This is a genomic window from Sphaerospermopsis sp. LEGE 08334 (assembly GCF_015207205.1).
Classification (GTDB): Bacteria; Cyanobacteriota; Cyanobacteriia; order Cyanobacteriales; family Nostocaceae; genus Sphaerospermopsis.
Genome location: NZ_JADEXH010000010.1, coordinates 106,005 through 122,283 on the forward strand (window position 1 = coordinate 106,005; position 16,279 = coordinate 122,283).

A 16,279-nucleotide genomic window follows, 5' to 3' on the forward strand; every position below is an offset into this window, starting at 1 on the left:
AGTTATTAGTTATTAGTCATTAGTTATTAATTTGTATTTACCCAATCACCAATCACCAGTCCCCAGTCCCCAGTCCCCAGTCACCTCTTCCCTATCTCTTTAAGAATTTTCTCGATAGTTGCTGCTTTTTGCGGTTGACGTTGTTTCTGAAATAAAGCTTTTGATGTTTGTAAATTTTGGAGTGCTTCTGCTTTTTCGTCTTGCAAAAGTTGAATATTAGCTAACCTTAAATAAGCATCGGGATTTTTGGGACTGCGAGTAATTACATCACTAAATACTTCCTTAGCTTCTTCAATTTTACCTTGTTTGTTTAACAAATCACCTAATAACAACCTCACTACATCATTAGTAGAATTTATTGCTATTACTTGCCGAAAAGCTTGTTCTGCACCTGCATAGTCTTTTGCTTGAAAAAGATTAACTCCTTTTTGAAATAAATTTGAGGTTATTAATGTTTTAACGGCAAAATAAATCAAAAAGCTGATACTAACAGTGACTAAAGAAATGGCAATTATATTACTCAGTTGTGAATTTTCTAACATCATTGTAAATCCCTGGTAGAACTAAGCTAAAATAGCAGCAATAGGAAAAATCAGATATTCTATAAAAAACAGTTTCCAGATAAACTGATAAAATTGAGCAATTTCGCTTTTGTTTTGCAAGTCCACTTTTTGACTTTTTCTCCAGATTAAAACTAAGGGTATAAGATGACTAATAAAGAGAAAGATAGGATTCACTTCAGCCAATCTGAATATACCCACAAACATCATCCCTAGATAACAAACTGTTAATACCCAAAGGGCGAGTTTAAATACTTTTCTTTGTCCTAATTGTATAGTAAAAGTGGTAATATTATAAAGTTTGTCTCCTTCCAAATCAGGGATATCTTTAAAGATAGCGATCGCAAATGTAAACACCAAAATAAAAGCTGTCAAAACCCAAACAGCAGCAGGTATACCTTGGCTTCTTTGTAACAACCAACTAAAATGTAAAAACAGTCCTAAATTAACAATCGTTCCCCGCACGGAAAAAATACACAAAGCTGCCCAAAAAGGAAATTGTTTTAAACGAATAGGTGGTAAAGAATAAGCAGTACCAATTAATAAACTTATCCCCACCATTCCTAATAAATAAGGACCATTTAGCCAAGCGACAACCAAAGCTAAAATACCAGTAATAACAACTATTAAAGTTCCTTGTTCTCTAGAAAATTCTCCTGAAGCTAGAGGTAAATGAGGTTTATTAATTTTGTCAATATCTACATCTTGTAATTGGTTCAAACCAACAATATAGATATTGCCACAGATACAAGCTAACCAAGTTCCGAAAATTTGACCTAAATGCGCTAGAGTAAAATTTGTGGAAGTGACACCAAGCGTTAGTAAATATAAACCCAAAACACTTAAACTTGTGCCAATAATAGTATGTGGGCGGGAAAACTTCCAAAAAGCATAAAGCCAACTTCCCGGAAAAATAGGTGAATTTTGTTGAAAAAACTGATTCATTACTCGATTTTAGATTTTAGATTTTAGATTGAACCTAGGCATAAATCCATAGGCTAATAACAAATTATCAATTGTCAATTGTCAATTATCAATTATTTCTTCCCACACAACAACCCAAACCGAATCAAACCCCGTTCATAACCACGACTCATCAACCCCAAAGAAAGCGCCCCTTGAATTGTACTCCAACCCGAAAACAGTAAACCCAAAAATGCTTGAGGAGTAAAAGCCGAGTCAATCACAAAATTCCAAAAAGGAGCAACAGCAGTGGACCAATCAGCGGTGCGAATGTTATTTAATGGTAATTGAAGAGCGATCGCCTCATACTCTGGCAAGGAAATCACATAGGGTAAACAATAAACCCGATAAATGTCCTGTAAATGCTTTTGCTCATCCACAGTCAAAGGTGAAACATCCGTAGGACGATGACACCATGTAACCATAATCAAAGTACCACCAGGCTTTAAAACTCGGTAACACTCTTGCAAAAACTTGGTTTTATCTGGCATATGTTCGCCACTTTCTAAAGACCACACCAGGTCAAAAGAAGCATCAGCAAAAGGCATTTCTTGGGCATTGGCAACCAGAAAATTACTCCTAGAACCCAAATTAGCCTCCAAGGCTCTTTCCTTGGCTCTAGCAGCTTGTACAGGGCTAAGTGTGATGCCTGTAGACTGAGCATTAAACTTTTGAGCAAGGTATAAAGAACTGCCACCAATACCACAACCCACATCGAGGATATTTTCTGCATCCTTGACCCCTGACCAGTTCAGCACTTCTTCGATTAAATCAATTTGTGCCTGACGACGTTCTTTTTGCTGCTTACCATCTGCACCATAATAGCCGTGGTGCATATGTTCTCCCCAAATTTGCTCCCACAAACCAGAGGAAGCATCATAAAATTCTTTAATTTGCTGATAAAGTGTTGTACTCATGAATCCACAGATAAAGACCAAGCCGAAGTTAAAAAAATAGTCAGCATTCAGCTATCAGTGTTCAGCAATCAGTTTGTTAGCTTTTTAAAGGTTACGCCAAAAATCACGCCAGTGATATTCTACGGTCTCATTAAAAATTCTGACTCTTGACTCAAGAGGGCAACCACAAGGGGTTGCCCCTACGACTGACTCCTAACTTCTGACAAAAAATATATTTTTAGGCTACCATCTGTGTATTTAATTAGATCAGGCGATTTTGCTTTTATAGGAAAATTGTAAATTAGTTATGACTGCTGCTCGGACAATCTGCTTAGGATTTCTGACTGTCATACTGGCAGGAACCATCCTACTAATGATGCCTTTCTCAACTAGCAATGGTACTTGGAATGACCCCATTGTAGCACTATTCACGTCAACATCCGCAGTTTGTGTGACAGGTTTAGCTGTGGTTGATACTGGTACTGATTTTTCTTTTTGGGGTCAATTATTTATTCTTATGTTGGCCCAAATTGGTGGTTTAGGGTATATGACCACTACTACCTTTTTGATTTTGTTAATTGGTAGAAGATTTGACTTGCGGCACAAAGTAGCAATTCAACAAGCTTTAGACCGCCCTGGAATGAGTGGTAGTAGTCAAATTATCCGTTCAATTATTGCTACCACCTTGATTTTTGAAATCACTGGCATATTTTTATTACTGCCAGCTTTTGTTAAAGATTTTGGCTGGAATCAAGGAATTTGGTTAGCTATTTTTCATAGTATCAGTGCTTGGAATAATGCTGGATTTAGTTTGTTCAAAGATAGTTTAATGGGATATCAAAATTCTGGTTTAGTAGTTTTTACTATCAGCGGATTAATTATTTTTGGCGGCATTGGTTATCAAGTAATTTTAGATATATATATTTGGTTGCGTAATAGATTATTACGAAAAACAAATGCTTTGGTGTTTTCTCTTGATTTTAAAGTGGCTACTAGCACAACTTTGATTCTTTTAATCTTAGGAACAATAGCATTTTTCTGTATAGAAATCAGAAATACTAACACATTTGGTAATTTTAATTTACCTGACGATTTATTATTAGCTTGGTTTCAATCGGTAACTACTAGAACTGCTGGATTTAACAGCATTGATATTGGACAAATGACTGATGCAGGCTTGTTTATAACTATTGCCATGATGTTTATTGGTGCTAGTCCTGGTGGTACAGGAGGAGGTATAAAAACCACGACTTTAAGAGTTCTCACCAGTTGTACAAGAGCAATCCTCCAAGGGAAAGAGGAAGTTTTGCTATATGACCGTAAGATAGCAATATCACTGATTTTAAAAGCTATAGGTGTAGTTTTCGGTTCTCTCGCTACAGTGATTGCTGGAACAATTTTAATTAGTATTACAGACCCAAAATTAGAGTTTATTCAAATTCTTTTTGAAGTGGTATCAGCTTTTGCTACAGTTGGTTTATCTACAGGTATTACTGGTACTGTTTCTATGGCAGCCAAAATAATTTTAATTATCACAATGTATATTGGTAGAGTCGGTGTTTTATTATTAATGTCAGCTATGTTAGGTGATCCTCGTCCTAGTAGAGTTCACTATCCTGAAGAAAATTTACTTGTTGGTTAATGGGTGATTGGTGATTGGTGATTGGTGATTGGTGATTGGGTAATTGGTAATTGTTAATTATCGGTAAACACTATTTTTTATGCCATATTCCCTACTTTTGCCTTTTGCCTTTTGCCTTCTGTTCCCTATTCCCTATTCCCTATTCCCTAGCAAACCATGAACCTTTCATCATTAAAATTTTTTCGCAGTTTACGACAAGATAACCACCAATTTGCTGTAATTGGATTAGGTCGTTTTGGTCGTTCTGTTTGTGCAACACTGCACAGTTTAGGTTATCAAGTTCTAGCTACAGATGTTGATGAAAAGCGAGTTTCTGAAGCTTTAACTGATGAAATAGTCAGTCATGCTGTACAACTAGACTCAACAGAACCTGCTGCACTCAAAGAAGCTGGTATTTTTGAATTTGATACAGTAATTGTAGCTATTGGTAACTATATTCAAGAAAGTATTATCACCACTCTCAATGTCAAAGAAGCTGGTGTACCTCATGTAGTTGCTAAAGCTTCTAGTGAAGTTCACCGCAAGCTATTAAAAAGAGTGGGAGCAGATCATGTAGTTTTCCCAGAATATGAAGCTGGTTGTGCTTTAGCAAGGACATTAACTAAACCATCAATTTTAGATCGCTTTGATCTCGATCCAGATAATAGCATTGTTGAAGTAATTGTCCCTGATGAATTTCACGGTAAAACTGTTGCAGAAATTCAACTGAGAAACCGTTATGGTTTAAATTTGTTAGCAGTAAGTCAGGATGGTAAATTTAAGATTAATCCTGACCCCACTAAGCGTTTAGAACGTGGTTCGGCTATGGTGGTAATTGGTTGTAATAAAGATATTAATCGTTTACCAATTTAGGTGACTGGGGACTGGTGACTGGGGAAGAAAATTTTAGATTTTAGATTTTAGATTTTAGATTGGAATTGACAAAAACCATCCAAAATCCAAAATCTAAAATCCAAAATTGAATTACCAATTCCCAATTACCCATTACTTCTAATTTGATGGAGAATTTGTTGGCAATTGTTCTGGCTGTGGTAACTGTAGTTCAAAGATGTTAGGTTGATCTGTGGGATTAACTGGTACAACTTGCTCAGGTGGTGGCAATATAATATCAGCGTTATTATCACTTTCAGGAGTGGGTGTTGTAGTTGTGGTTTGATTAACTTCTGGTTTTTTGGGTGTTAAATAGGCGGTAAGTTTCTGTGTCATCTCATCAATTTTTGCAGCTTGTTCAGTATTACCCTGTTCAACATATTCTTTACGGGCGCGTTTTAATGCTTGATTAGCTGCTTTGAGATTGCCCTGATTATATAAAGTTACTCCTAAGTTATAGTAAGCTACAGCATTTTTGGGATTTTGACGAATAGCTTGTTGGTAAACAGCAATAGCTTCTAAAGGTTGACCTTGAATAACTAACAAAGCACCCAAATTATTGTATGCTATGTTGTTTTGAGGATCTAACTTTAAAATTTGACGATAATTAGAAATTGCTTGTTCTATCTGACCTTCTTGTTGAAGAGCGATCGCTAAATTTAAATAAGCATCCACTTTACTGCTATCTAAATTAATAGCTTGTTCGTAAGCTGCGATCGCTTCCTGGCGCAGTTCCTGTTCATACAAAACCAAGCCTAGATTATAATGAGCATTGGCCATTGTGGGACTAACTACCAACGCTTGACGATAAGCAGTGATCGCCGCTTCGTTTTGTCCTTGTCTTTGCAAAGCTAACCCCAAATTGTAATAAGCATCGCCAAAATTAGGAATCAGTCTTACCGCTTCCCCATATTCTTGTACCGCCAACTCTAGGCGATTTTGCTGCATGAAAATATTGCCTAAATAATTCCGCGCTAACCCAATATTAGGATCTCGCTGCAAAGCTTGACGAAAAGCTGATTCTGCACCCTGAAAGTCTTTGCGGTTATAGCGTGTCACTCCCATTTGGTACAACATAGCTGCATCCAAATCTTGAGAAACCACATTCTGCGCCAACAGCTTACTACCTGGTAAATCTATAATTGTCGGTAAACCCACTACTAAAAATGCTGAGGAAGCAAACAGCAGTCCCCATCCCTTGACAGAAATTTTGTCAAATGTTCCTTTCAATTGCCTGTGTAAGCATTGATTTAATTGCATTATTTTAGACATTTTACCAGCCTTGTATTTATAGTTGATATCCTCACACAATCAGAGTACCCATAACTACATCAAAAATTCACAATTTAATTCTTAAATAGGTAATGGGTAATATTATTCCCAATCACCAATCACCAGTCACCAATCACCAATCACCAATCACCAATCACCAATCACCAATCACCAATCACCAATCACCAATCACCAGCATTAATAGTTGCTTGAGGTAAGATCAGCATGGCATCACCAAAGGAATAAAAACGATATCGAGATGCGATCGCTTGTTCATAAATTTTTAACAATCTTTCTCTATCAATCAACGCACTTACCAACATCAATAAACTAGATCGGGGTAAGTGAAAATTCGTAATTAAACCTTGTACCACTCGCCATTGATAACCAGGATAAATAAATAAATTTACCTTGCCCACATAAGGTTGTAAATCCCCTGATTGTGCCGCACCTTCTAACGCCCGGACTACTGTAGTACCAACAGCAATAATTCGCCCTCCAGCAGCCTTAGTAGCCTGAATTTGTTCTACTGTAGCTTCGCTCACCTCAATCCATTCTTCGTGCATTTGGTGAGTTGTCACATCTTCTACTTCGACAGGACGAAAAGTACCGACTCCTACGTGCAAAGTTAAAAAAGCTTGATTAATACCAATATCGCGCAATTTTTGTAAAAGTTCTGGTGTAAAGTGTAACCCTGCCGTTGGTGCGGCGATCGCCCCCTGTTCTTGAGCATATACTGTTTGATATTGTTCATCAGCCGCAGTAGAAGCATTAATATAAGGAGGTAAAGGAATTTCCCCGAACTTCTCCAATACTTGCACCAAAGGGACATTTTCCGGTAAATCAAACTGCAATAACCGCCCCCCAGTAGCTTCATCTCTTGCTACAACTGTCGCTGTTAGTTCATTACCCGCAGCTAATTTTTGCCCATCAAAAATAATCTGAGTTCCTGGTTTAAAGTATTTTCCCGGCTTCACCAAAGCCAACCAACAGTTATGCTGTCGTTCTTCCAACAGCAAAACCTCCACCTCAGCACCCGTAGATTTGCGGCCATATAACCTGGCTGGAATAACTTTCGTATTATTCATCACTAACAAATCCCCTGGTTTGAGGATTTCCACTAAATCTCGGAAAATGTAATCAAGTGCTGGTTTTTCAACTCCCGTACTCAGGGAATCTATCACCAACAAACGAGAACTATCTCTAGGAACAGCCGGGTTTTGGGCAATTAATTCCGTCGGTAGTTCATAATCATAGCCAGATAAAGAACGGTCTAAATCCACACCTTGATTTTCTAAGTTAGACATTTTTCTAAAAGGTAAACGGGTAATAGGTAATGGGTAATTGGTAATTGGTAATGGGTAATTGGTAATGGGTAATTGGTAATGGGTAATGGGCATTGGGTTATTTATTCATCTTTCCCAATCACCAATCACCAATCACCAATCACCAATCACCAATCACCAATCACCAAAATTGGGTAAATCTCCCCATATAAAAACGGGGACTTTTACCCTAGCAGGAACTATCCTTGATCCAGGAAGATATAGATGTAGGATTGGATTTGATCCCAAACACCATAATGGAATATTTATATTACCTGGCAAATGCTAGTCTAACGCTCAGGGTCGTTCAACACCTGCACAACAGACCCCAAACTCCTGTTTCTTTTATCACCGTAATTCATCAAATTGATGGTTGGGTAGTGAGGATTAAACTTAGAGAAGCGATCTCAGCCCAAGAAGATGGTGATTTTCGGGCTTTCTTCAATGAATTAGGAATTAGTTATGAGCCACCCATGAGGATACAAATGGCACTTTGGAGCTTGGAGACGGGACAGTATCCGGTGGATGTAATGCGTCGCTACCAAGTAGCTATCGTATCGCATGGTAGTCCAGAAAAAGAGGAAATTGAAGCATTCCGACAACAATTTGTCCGAGGTTTAGGCTATTGTCCAGAAACTTTGGCTTGAAAATAGGTAGGTGATTGGTGATTGGTGATTGGTGACTGGTGACTGGGAGGATGACTAGCCCCATGCCCAATAACTAATGACTAATAACTAATAACTAATAACTAATGACTAATGACTAATTACCAATTTATGGTTGATAGATCAAAGGCTGCTGGAATGTATTCGAGCAGCTTAAACTCATAACCAGGTATTGATAAACTAGCTAAGGTTTGGGGGGTAACTATATCCTTGACAACATTTTTGGGCAAGCGTTGACAAAAGACAATAGCGACATCAAAACGACAAGAATAATCAGCTTTTTCAGGATACTGAGCTAAAAATATTCCTGCTGTGTGACAGAGTTTTGCTTGTTTTTGTGGGGTGATAGCGTTTCTACCTCCAGCATCCCAACTACCAGAACTGCGGGTTTTTACCTCTACAAATGCCAGTATTGAGTTTTGATGATTGGTGGTTTGCTTGTTTGCTGTTTCTTTTGTATCGTGGTACTGGGCAATAATATCAATTTCTCCCCAGCGACAAGAAAAGCGACGGTGCAGAATTTCCCAACCTGTAGATTTTAACCACTGTGCTACTAGGTCTTCTCCTGTGTCACCAATATCAGCATAATTAGATGGAGGAGATTTAGGCATGAATTAATAATCTAAAAAAATACCATGAATATTCAGTATCGTTTTTTGTCACTTATCCTCAGTTTACTGCTTTGGGCGATCATTCCCATAACAGCATTATTGGGTTTAGCATCCACGGCTTTAGCACTAGAATACAACAAAGAAATTTTGATAGAAGCAGATTTTTCTGGACGTGATTTAACAGATTCTAGCTTCACTAAGGCTAACCTTCGTCAGAGTAATTTTAGTGGTGCGAACTTGCGTGGTGTCAGCTTTTTTGCTGCAAACTTAGAGTCAGCAAATTTAACGGGGGCTGATTTAACTAATGCTACCTTAGATTCTGCACGTTTGATTAAAGCTAATTTAACTAATGCTGTTTTAGAAGGTGCATTTGCGGCTAGTGCCAAATTTGATGGTGCAATAATTGATGGTGCTGATTTTACTGATGTGCTGCTGCGTTCAGATGAGCAAAAAAAATTATGCAAGTTGGCTCAAGGTACTAATCCTGTAACGGGTAGGGATACACGAGATACTTTATTTTGCCCGTAGTTACCACTATTCGGCTATCAGCAGTCAGTAGTCAGCTTGATCAAACATTGTGACTCCTGTGTAGGGGTTTAGCAATGCTCATTGGTGTCAACTTAGGCTACAAATAGCTTTTTTGTTTAGCTTCCAAACCCGCATGGAAATTAAGCTCCGGGCGGGTTTGGAAGAGTGAGAAAAGAAATTCACGATCGCCAAAAAATCGAATCTATTTTAAGGGATGAACAAGCAAAATCAGAACGCTTATTATTGAATATTTTACCCTCAGAAATTGCCCAAAAATTAAAGGAAGAAGAAAGCGCGATCGCTAACAGATTTGATGAGGTGACAATTTTGTTTGCGGATATTGTGAATTTTACTGGTTTATCTGCTCAAATATCGCCGATAGAATTAGTAAATTCTTTGAATGAAATTTTTTCTAGTTTTGATAGATTAGCTGATTTTTATGGTTTAGCAAAAATCAAAACTATTGGTGATGCTTATATGGTAATTGGTGGTTTAGCTACTCCTTGAAAACCGGGGTGAAATTCAAGTTAAGGGTAGAGGAATAATGACAACTTATTTTTTAATTGGTAATAGGTAATTAATGATTTCCTATCACCAGTCACTGCTCACTTTTGATAAAATAATAAGCCAATCCCCATAATTGCAACTATTACACCAATAATTGCTCTCCAACTGACTTTTTCACCCATAAACATAGCAATGGGAATTACAAGTATAGGGCTGGTTTGCATGAGGGTTGAGGCAATACCCACGTTAGTTAATTTAATTGCTGTTTGTTGTAACCAAATTCCTAAATAAGTGCCTAAAAAAGCAGCTAAAAAACTGGCTAATATAACTCGTCTTGACTGCCAATAAGGATATCCGAAAACGTGATTTCTTTGACTGGGAAATAATGCCCAAATTAAGATTATTAATACTCCGGCAATTAATCTGAATAATGCTGCCCACAAAGGGGAAATATTCGTACCTGTAAATGCTGCACGGGAAAAAACAGCACCGATGGCGTTAGCTGTTGCTGCTAACAAACCTAACCCTATTCCTGGCCATAGTTGTGTGGTTGCACTTTCAATATTATTACTAGTTCTTTCGGTAACAACCCAAGCAATACCTAAAATAGTGAGTAAAACACCACACCAAGCGTTGATGTTAAGACTTTCTTGGAGAAAAATTGTAGCAGCGATCGCACTCATGGGAGGGGCTAAAGTTCCCAAAAGCAAAACTCTACGGGGTCCGATTCGGTTGATAGCTGCTAAAAAAGCTGTATCTCCTAAACCAATACCCACTGCACCACTGAGGAGGAGAAATAATAAGGTTAATGGTGCAAGGGTGGGCTGAAAATCATCACTGACTAAAATTGTAATTAGCAACAGTGCGATCGCTATTATGCCTTTGATTAAGTTTAGCTGTAAGGGCGGAATGCGCTGCCCCAATACTCCATATACCACAGAAGCGATCGCCCAGAAACCAGCAGCAGACAAGGCTGCTAATTCACCTGTACCATTAGTTAAGCCAATAACTAAGAAACTATTAAAAATGATCTTAACTCCCCAATTAAGTCTGAAAACTATTTTTATAATATATCAAATAATGGGACTTAAAATTAGCACTCTCAGTTTACAAGTGCTAAATTTTTAAAATTTTTTAAAATCGGTAAATTGAACTTGTAATTTCTGTTTTTTGTCGTTATATTTGAATATATAGCCATAAATATAGCCATAAATTTTGACTTGGCAATTACTCATCAATCAAGGGAACAGGAAATAGGGAACATATCAATTCAAAAGTCAAAATCAGAGGTCAAGTTTAGAAAACTAATGACTAATGACGAATGACTAATGACGAATGACAACAGATTTGGAGGATTGGCATGAACTATACTTTTGACATTGTAGGAGTATCTCCAATTTTATACTTTTTCAATCACCAACAACAAAGTTTAGAAAAACCTCTACACCAAAAAGTTGAATATTTGGGAACTCAAACTTGTACATTAGATGCGTTTCTAGAATCTGTAGAATCAGTTCCAACTGCTGGTAGTTGGAATTTAGATCAGGTGGTAGATACAGTGATTGAATTTTGGTTGAATAATGCAGAGACTATTCAATATTGGAAAGCTAGATTACAAGATGCTGGAAGAGATAATTTGCTAGTAGCTAGAGTTGGGGAAATTAAAGCTTTACAAGCTGAATTTGAATCTCTGTTAGGTAAAAATTGGTGAGTCATTCGATTTTAGATTTTAGATTTTAGATTTTGGATTGAATCTACTCCTGGCTCCTTGTTCGCGAAGCGTGGCGAAGCCATTCTCCTGACTCCTTACCACATTTATTCGTTTTCTAATGCTTGCAAAATTTTCCGATATAAATCTTCTACTTGTTGTATTTGCTTTTCTCCCAGTAAGGCATAATGAGCTAAACCAGGGGCGCTATTAATTTCCAACAGAGTATAATCTACTATGGGTTGAGTAAGATCAGCGGTGAGAATATCTACACCTGCTAATCTCAAACCCATATCTTTAGTGATATTAATCGCTAGTTTCTGAAAATCAGGATGAATTTTATCAGTAAAATCTACTGCATCACCACCTGTAGATAAATTTGCATTGTCTAAAAGATAAATTAAAGTATCTTCGGCAAGTACACTGTCAAAGGTAAGATTTTGTTGATTTAATTTTTTGATAATGCGAAAATCTTCGACATCAATTAATATCTTTTCCCCTGTTTTGATTAACTGTTCACGTTTGTTTTGTAGTAATTCTAAAATAGTAGATTTAGCATCACCAGTTACAGATAAAGGTATTCTTTGATAAGCCGCTATAACTTCATTATCTAAAACTAAAATCCTAAAGTCATTGCCGTTATAAAATCTTTCTACAATTAAGACAGACTGAGTAGCAAGTATTTTTTCTGCTACTTGATAATATTCCTGTTTATTATATACTTTGGTAACTAAAATTCCTAAACTGAGATTTAAAGGTTTAACAATTACAGGGAATCCTAATTCTTGGGCATAGTTCCAACCATCATGGATATTTCTAGGGTTGGCGACTTTTGCACACATTTTATCATTAAAAAATGTTTTTCCTTCTGTAACTCGATAACCAAGTTTACCCAAAAAATAATTAGAAAAGGCTTTATCCTGTGCTAAATTTGCCGAACCAAAACCATTAATATTGAATCTCGTGTTATCAAAAACGGTTATTTTTCCATTTTTAAACGTAATATGTCCAATTAGTTCATATTCAGGTTCTATTACAACATTAGCGCCCATTTCTGTAGCAACTTTTTTTAAAATTGATGCAGTGAATTTCATACAATATTCCTGTTTGATGTATCAGATAATTTGCCAGATTAGTAGAGGCAATACGCAATATATATTCTCACAAATTGTATATTCATGCTACAATGATTTACAAATTGATATGTAATTTTGTCTAAGTAAGAGGTAAAATTTTAATGAAAAATGTTGTTTTATTTACCAAGCATTCAGCACTGTTGATATTAACTTTATTTGTGTATCGTGAAAAATCTGGAAATAATATTTTCTAGGTTTTATTGCCTAGTAAAAACAAATTGTTGCACTAAGTATTGACAATCCAAGAATTATGTAATAACAAAGTGGCATCGTCAATTAAAGGCGCTAGTGTTATCCCCCCTAAGAGACACACTAACGCCAATCAATTAAATTCATACGGATAATATAATCATGCCACAAAACACAGATGACAAAGATACCAAATCAAAAAATCCAGCAATTTCTTATAGAAATCGGCTGAATAGTTGGGCTATAGCTCGCGTGGTTGCGAATCAAGAGCGTGTAATTATTGCCAGATTCCGTAGTCGTTCAGATGCAGATGGTTATATTCAGCACTTGCGTCAACTCATACCTGATGGTTCTTTCGAGATTTTCTTTGATTCTCAACGGGAAGCAGCGGCGATTTAAGCTTTGAGTTATCATATCAATTGATAATTGATAATTGACAATTGACAATTTTTTCATTCAAGGTTTAAAACTTCCGTTTACAGGGTAAAAAAGCCAAAAATTCAGCTTTGTCAATCTTCTCCTTTCAACCAGAGAGGTAATTGTCAATTGTTCATTGTCAATTGTCCATGATTGAAGTGATCCTCAGATTCCCGACTTCGCAAAGAAATCGGGGATCTATATCCGAGTTGAGGAACTGGCTAAACAGTAAGCTAGTGTTTCTAATATTTTGAGTGCTTGTAAGGAACTGCGAATCAAGCGGGTAGCAGCTAGGGGTTGACGGATAAATGTTAAGGCCAGGGGTAGAGGTTGAAGTGAACCATCGGTGCTAATGGCTGTTGTTAGGTTAGGTATATCATGGAGAGTATCATCACTAACGACTCGTAATATTGCGGTTGATAACCCTAGTGGCTGGAAAAATTCTAAGAATGGGAATCCTTCCATATCAACAACATCAGCGCCAGATTGTAGATGTAAATTTTGTTTTTCTGCTGCTAGGGATATGACGCGATCGCTCGTTAATCCCTTCACAAAACATACTGTATCCCCAAGTTGGTTATGTATCTCTGTGATCAAGGTGCGATCGCACTTTTGCAGATTTCTTTGATACATACAATCTCGATAGAGAACTATATCACCAACCTTGTAATGCTCATTTAAACTGCCACATAAACCCATCAGCAGCACTCGTTGATTAAGTTGATTTAAATGTTGACAATTTTTTTCCAAAAACTGGTACAGTGATTTCATTCCCAGGGGTATTGCTATCACCTGTGGTTGCAAACCTTTAACACGACTTAAACCACGACAAACGGCTTGGTTTTCTGCTCCTTGGGGTACTAAAATTGTGTTAATCATTGATGTTATTTTTAATAGTTATCATCAAATATTTTTCATTTGACTGTATAATATAAATTATACTCTACCGTAATATCAACTTTTTTCATCTTGTATATTACTGCACTATCTTGTTAGAATCAATTATCAAGAAATAACCAATTTATGTGTTCATTTTCCATTGCCAGATCACTCATTTTATCTTTCTGTTATCTTCCTTAGTGTACTACCCTTTGGTAATACCAATTTTGTATAAAGATGCGCTAAATTATATAACGAACCGCCAAGAACACAAACAACACAAAGAAAGAGGTCAGAAAATTTAGCGCAGTCTCATAAAGAAACGGTATAAGCTGCTTCGTGTCTACGTGCATTCGTGGATAATTTAATATGTTTTTTAATTTTTTTCAAAATCCTCAATCAGTAAATTCTAATTTGGAAGTAATACCTACTTGGTATGTAGCTTATGGAAAATTAGATATTGTAGATGCTTTAAAAGCAAATGTCACCTGGCAAGATGAACAATTTGCTGTTATTTCTGCCTCAGAAAATTTTGCCATTAGTCTTAGCGAAAGATTTGTATTAGTTGGCGATATATGGTTAAGTAATCGTTCAGAACTCCTCCAAAGAATAAATATTGATTCTCCCGAAAAAATCAGTAATCAACAAATAATTGTACAACTTTGGGAAAAGTATAATTTTCAATGTTTAACCCTATTATTAGGGATGTTTAACTTAGTAGTTTGGGATCGAGAAAAGCAAGAATTATATTTAGTCAGAGATGCCATAGGTAGCCGAACTTTATATTATACAGCTAAAGGTTTGACTCGCTGGATTGCTCCCAAATTAACCACCCTTGCACCTCATAGAAACAATGACTTAGATTTAATAGCATTACGAGATTATTTATGTTGTGCATTTGTTCCAGGAGCAAGAACACTTTGGCAAAATGTGAAAGAAATTCGTCCTGGCACACTTATAGAAATGCCATCAAATCAAGTTTATCATTATTGGCAACTCCAAGAAAAAGTAATAGATGTTAATCAACCTTTAGAATGGTATAGCGAGAAATTAAATGCTTTACTAGAACAAGTTATCAAAGAATATTTACCAGAAAATCAACCTTTGGGAGTATTTCTTTCTGGTGGTTTAGACTCTAGCAGTATTACCGCATTAGCAGCAAAATTACATAACGCACCAGTGCATACTTATTCCATTCATTTTGGTACAGAAACACCCAATGAATTAGAATTTTCTAGCTTAGTTGCACAACATTGTCAAACCCAACATCACATTTTAGAAATTACCTTTCGGGAAATGTGGGAACGTTTACCAGAAACAATGTTATATTTAGATGATCCTATCGGTGATCCTTTAACAGTACCAAATTTATTAATAGCTAAACTAGCGAGAGAAAATGTAGAGATTACATTAAATGGAGAAGGAGGAGATCCTTGTTTTGGCGGTCCCAAAAATCAACCAATGTTGATTAATAGTTTATATGGTACAATTAATAATCAAGATGCTTTAACAGCTTATTTAATATCTTTCCAAAAATGTGCTTTAGACTTACCACAACTATTAAAACCGGAAATTTGGCAAAGTGTAAAAAATGAATCTTCTGTATTTTACCATGATTTAAATGCCGATGCTAATTATTTAAATAGATTAATGAAATTGAATATTAAATTTAAAGGAGCAGATCATATATTAACTAAAGTGAATAACTTAACCCAAGCAGCAGGTTTACAAGGTTTATCACCATTATTTGATCAACGAATAGTTGATTTCAGTATGCAAATTCCCCCAGAATATAAACTTTCAGGAGTCGAAGAAAAAGCAGTTTTGAAAAACGCAGTTAGGTATATTTTACCAGATAGTATTATTCATCGTCCTAAAAGTGGCATGATGGTTCCTGTACAATTAGGATTTAGGAAATATTGGCAAAAACAAGCGCGGAAATTGTTGTTAAATAGAAATAGTGAGATTGCAGCTTATATTAATCAGGATATTTTGCGGAACTGGTTAGATTTTCAAGGTGATATTTGGGGGCGTTATGGTGTTAAACTATGGTTATTGGTTAGTTTGGAAATTTGGTTGCAGGTAAATAAATCCGTATTTAAGAAATAGTC

At 36.4% G+C, this 16,279-nt stretch carries 17 protein-coding genes; 8 read left to right on the plus strand and 9 right to left on the minus strand.

Annotated elements, in window-relative coordinates; all coding sequences use genetic code 11:
* Nucleotides 1–80 precede the first annotated feature (80 nt).
* The 3 genes from IQ237_RS07820 to IQ237_RS07830 all read right to left on the minus strand — a co-directional run bounded on the left by IQ237_RS07820 (nt 81) and on the right by IQ237_RS07830 (nt 2,440).
* Nucleotides 81–542, minus strand: a complete 462-nt coding sequence (locus tag IQ237_RS07820; RefSeq protein ID WP_194053946.1) for a M48 family metallopeptidase — start codon at nt 540–542, stop codon at nt 81–83.
* A gap of 21 nt (nt 543–563) precedes the next feature.
* On the minus strand, nt 564–1,505 hold the full coding sequence (locus IQ237_RS07825) for a homogentisate phytyltransferase (RefSeq protein ID WP_194053863.1): 942 nt from the start codon (nt 1,503–1,505) through the stop codon (nt 564–566).
* A 92-nt stretch (nt 1,506–1,597) separates the two neighbouring features.
* The gene (locus tag IQ237_RS07830; RefSeq protein WP_194053865.1) at nt 1,598–2,440 is read right to left on the minus strand and encodes a methyltransferase domain-containing protein; all 843 of its coding nucleotides are present in this window, start codon (nt 2,438–2,440) and stop codon (nt 1,598–1,600) included.
* A 286-nt stretch (nt 2,441–2,726) separates the two neighbouring features.
* On the opposite strand from IQ237_RS07830, the gene IQ237_RS07835 reads away from it, so the two are divergent.
* Both IQ237_RS07835 and IQ237_RS07840 read left to right on the plus strand, forming a co-directional pair.
* Nucleotides 2,727–4,061 (plus strand): TrkH family potassium uptake protein, encoded by a 1,335-nt coding sequence (locus IQ237_RS07835; RefSeq protein WP_194053866.1) that lies wholly within the window; start codon nt 2,727–2,729, stop codon nt 4,059–4,061.
* 156 nt (nt 4,062–4,217) lie between these two features.
* Complete coding sequence (locus tag IQ237_RS07840; protein ID WP_194053867.1) at nt 4,218–4,913, plus strand: TrkA family potassium uptake protein; 696 nt, start codon at nt 4,218–4,220, stop codon at nt 4,911–4,913.
* Nucleotides 4,914–5,051: 138 nt separating this feature from the next.
* Here IQ237_RS07840 and IQ237_RS07845 read toward each other — a convergent pair whose 3' ends face one another.
* Complete coding sequence (locus tag IQ237_RS07845) at nt 5,052–6,203, minus strand: tetratricopeptide repeat protein (RefSeq protein ID WP_194053869.1); 1,152 nt, start codon at nt 6,201–6,203, stop codon at nt 5,052–5,054.
* A 182-nt stretch (nt 6,204–6,385) separates the two neighbouring features.
* On the minus strand, nt 6,386–7,510 hold the full coding sequence (gene queA / locus IQ237_RS07850; protein WP_194053948.1) for a tRNA preQ1(34) S-adenosylmethionine ribosyltransferase-isomerase QueA: 1,125 nt from the start codon (nt 7,508–7,510) through the stop codon (nt 6,386–6,388).
* 275 nt (nt 7,511–7,785) lie between these two features.
* Between queA and IQ237_RS07855 the strand changes: the two genes are divergently transcribed.
* Nucleotides 7,786–8,175 carry a hypothetical protein gene (locus tag IQ237_RS07855; protein WP_194053871.1) on the plus strand — a complete coding sequence of 130 codons (390 nt, stop codon included), beginning with the start codon at nt 7,786–7,788 and terminating at the stop codon, nt 8,173–8,175.
* A 119-nt stretch (nt 8,176–8,294) separates the two neighbouring features.
* Here the strand turns inward: IQ237_RS07855 and IQ237_RS07860 are convergent, their stop codons facing one another.
* Entirely contained in the window at nt 8,295–8,804 is a 510-nt protein-coding gene (locus IQ237_RS07860; RefSeq protein ID WP_194053873.1) for a YraN family protein, read from the minus strand.
* A gap of 24 nt (nt 8,805–8,828) precedes the next feature.
* On the opposite strand from IQ237_RS07860, the gene IQ237_RS07865 reads away from it, so the two are divergent.
* Complete coding sequence (locus IQ237_RS07865; RefSeq protein WP_194053875.1) at nt 8,829–9,332, plus strand: pentapeptide repeat-containing protein; 504 nt, start codon at nt 8,829–8,831, stop codon at nt 9,330–9,332.
* A gap of 165 nt (nt 9,333–9,497) precedes the next feature.
* Nucleotides 9,498–9,839, plus strand: a complete 342-nt coding sequence (locus tag IQ237_RS26885) for an adenylate/guanylate cyclase domain-containing protein (protein WP_309225714.1) — start codon at nt 9,498–9,500, stop codon at nt 9,837–9,839.
* A gap of 98 nt (nt 9,840–9,937) precedes the next feature.
* Here IQ237_RS26885 and IQ237_RS07875 read toward each other — a convergent pair whose 3' ends face one another.
* The gene (locus tag IQ237_RS07875) at nt 9,938–10,846 is read right to left on the minus strand and encodes a DMT family transporter (RefSeq protein WP_194053949.1); all 909 of its coding nucleotides are present in this window, start codon (nt 10,844–10,846) and stop codon (nt 9,938–9,940) included.
* 353 nt (nt 10,847–11,199) lie between these two features.
* Between IQ237_RS07875 and IQ237_RS07880 the strand changes: the two genes are divergently transcribed.
* Entirely contained in the window at nt 11,200–11,550 is a 351-nt protein-coding gene (locus tag IQ237_RS07880; RefSeq protein ID WP_194053877.1) for a hypothetical protein, read from the plus strand.
* 104 nt (nt 11,551–11,654) lie between these two features.
* Here the strand turns inward: IQ237_RS07880 and IQ237_RS07885 are convergent, their stop codons facing one another.
* The gene (locus tag IQ237_RS07885; RefSeq protein WP_194053879.1) at nt 11,655–12,641 is read right to left on the minus strand and encodes a cyanophycin synthetase; all 987 of its coding nucleotides are present in this window, start codon (nt 12,639–12,641) and stop codon (nt 11,655–11,657) included.
* A 393-nt stretch (nt 12,642–13,034) separates the two neighbouring features.
* On the opposite strand from IQ237_RS07885, the gene IQ237_RS07890 reads away from it, so the two are divergent.
* Nucleotides 13,035–13,271 carry a hypothetical protein gene (locus tag IQ237_RS07890; RefSeq protein ID WP_194053881.1) on the plus strand — a complete coding sequence of 79 codons (237 nt, stop codon included), beginning with the start codon at nt 13,035–13,037 and terminating at the stop codon, nt 13,269–13,271.
* A 216-nt stretch (nt 13,272–13,487) separates the two neighbouring features.
* Here IQ237_RS07890 and IQ237_RS07895 read toward each other — a convergent pair whose 3' ends face one another.
* A complete protein-coding gene (locus tag IQ237_RS07895) occupies nt 13,488–14,168 on the minus strand; it encodes a phosphorylase (RefSeq protein ID WP_194053883.1) in 681 nt (226 codons plus the stop codon).
* A 369-nt stretch (nt 14,169–14,537) separates the two neighbouring features.
* Between IQ237_RS07895 and IQ237_RS07900 the strand changes: the two genes are divergently transcribed.
* Nucleotides 14,538–16,277 carry an asparagine synthetase B gene (locus IQ237_RS07900; RefSeq protein WP_194053885.1) on the plus strand — a complete coding sequence of 580 codons (1,740 nt, stop codon included), beginning with the start codon at nt 14,538–14,540 and terminating at the stop codon, nt 16,275–16,277.
* Nucleotides 16,278–16,279 lie beyond the last annotated feature (2 nt).